General features: G+C 72.8%; 1 protein-coding gene. It reads left to right on the top strand.

Annotation, left to right across the window (positions count from 1 at the left end; translation table 11 throughout):
- The coding region (eccCa, locus tag IJH84_RS02915; RefSeq protein WP_295139887.1) for a type VII secretion protein EccCa at positions 1–1,738 on the top strand (1,738 nt) is incomplete at both ends.

Below are 1,738 nucleotides of genomic sequence, written 5' to 3'. Positions count from 1 at the left end.
GTCCGGCTGGGCACCGGGCACCAGCCGGTGCGGGAGCTGCGGATGCGGGTGGAGGGCAACCCGGTCAACCCGCCGGACCCGTTCATGCTCGCCGAGGCCGAGGCGCTGCGCCGCCGCTTCGGCACCGTCCCGCACCTGCCGCTGCGGGCGAACTTGGACCGCGCGGGCGATGTTTCGCTGATCGGCGCAGACCGGGCCGAGGTGCTCGACGCCGCGCGGACGCTGCTGGTGCAGGTCGCGGCCACGCACGCACCGGACGACGTCACCATCGCGGTGATCGCACCGCCGGAGCGGGAACCGGAATGGGCGTGGGTGCGCTGGCTACCGCACGCGCTGGACCGCGGCTCCATCGGTCCCGCAGGCCCGCAACCGCTGTTCGCGCCGGACGCGCAACGCCTCGCCGCGCTGCTCGCCGACGACCTCTCCGACCGGGCCACCCGCGCCGCGCAAGCGTTCCGGCACGGTTCCGGGCAGTCCGAGTCGGTGACCCGCTCGCGGCTGCTGGTGATCGACGACGCCTACGGCGGCGTCGCCGGTGCGCTGTCCACACCGGACCAGGGCGTGGGCCTGGACCGGCTCGGGGTGACGGTGCTGCACCTGCTGGCCGACCGGCTGCACGAGCCGAGCGAGATCTCCAGCCGGATCACCGTGGGCGACGGGCTCACCGTGGAGCAGCTCTCCCCGGCCGCTGCGATCAGCGGTGCGCTGGAGCCGACTTCGCAGGCGTTCGCCACCGGACTCGCCCGGGAACTCGCTCCGCTGCGGCTGTCCGCGGACTCCTACGACGACGGTTCCGGCACGCCGCCGGCGGATTTCCTGTCGCTGCTGGGCATCGACGACCCGGCGCGCCTGGACCCGGACAAGTTGCGCAGCAGGCGCGGCGAGCGGGACTTCCTGCGGGTGCCGATCGGCGTCACCGGGCTGGGCAGCCCGACGCTGCTGGATCTGAAGGAGTCCGCGCAGCTCGGCATGGGCCCGCACGGGCTGTGCGTCGGCGCCACCGGTTCCGGCAAGAGCGAGCTGCTGCGCACGCTGGTGCTGGCGCTGGCGGTCACGCACCCGCCGGAGCAGGTCAGCATGGTGCTGGTCGACTACAAGGGCGGCGCCACGTTCGCCCCGTTCGAGAACCTGCCGCACGTGGCGGGGCTGATCACGAACCTGGAGTCGGACTCCTCGCTGGTGGAGCGGATGTACGCCAGCCTCGACGGCGAGGTGCAGCGCAGGCAGCAGCTGCTGGCCGACGCGGACAAGAGCGTGGACATCACCCAGTACGCGATGCGCCGCGCGGCGCTGGGCGAACCGCCGGAACTGCCACCGCTGCAGCACCTGTTCGTGGTCATCGACGAGTTCGGCGAGCTGATGACCGCGAAACCGGAGTTCATCGAGCTGTTCCTGCGCATCGGCCGGATCGGCCGGTCCGGCGGGGTGCACCTGCTGCTGTCCAGCCAGCGCATCGAAGGCGGCAAGCTGCGCGGGCTGGACACCTACCTGTCCTACCGGCTGGGGCTGCGCACGCTCTCCGAGATGGAGAGCCGCACGGTGCTGGACACCCCGGACGCGTTCCACCTGCCGCCGCTGCCCGGCGCCGGGTACCTCAAGGTCGACACCAGCGTCTACGACCAGTTCAAATCGGCCTACGTCTCCGGCCCGCCGGACGAGTCCGCCGAGCCGCCACCCGCCGCGACCGACCGGCCGCAGGTGCTGCCCGTCCCGTCCTACGGCGAACCCGGCGAATCGG

The organism is Saccharopolyspora sp. (assembly GCF_017434145.1).
Taxonomy (GTDB): Bacteria; Actinomycetota; Actinomycetes; order Mycobacteriales; family Pseudonocardiaceae; genus Saccharopolyspora_C; species Saccharopolyspora_C galaxeae.
The sequence above is the reverse complement of the archived record's forward strand: the minus strand, read 5'-3'. Positions and strand labels throughout refer to the sequence as shown.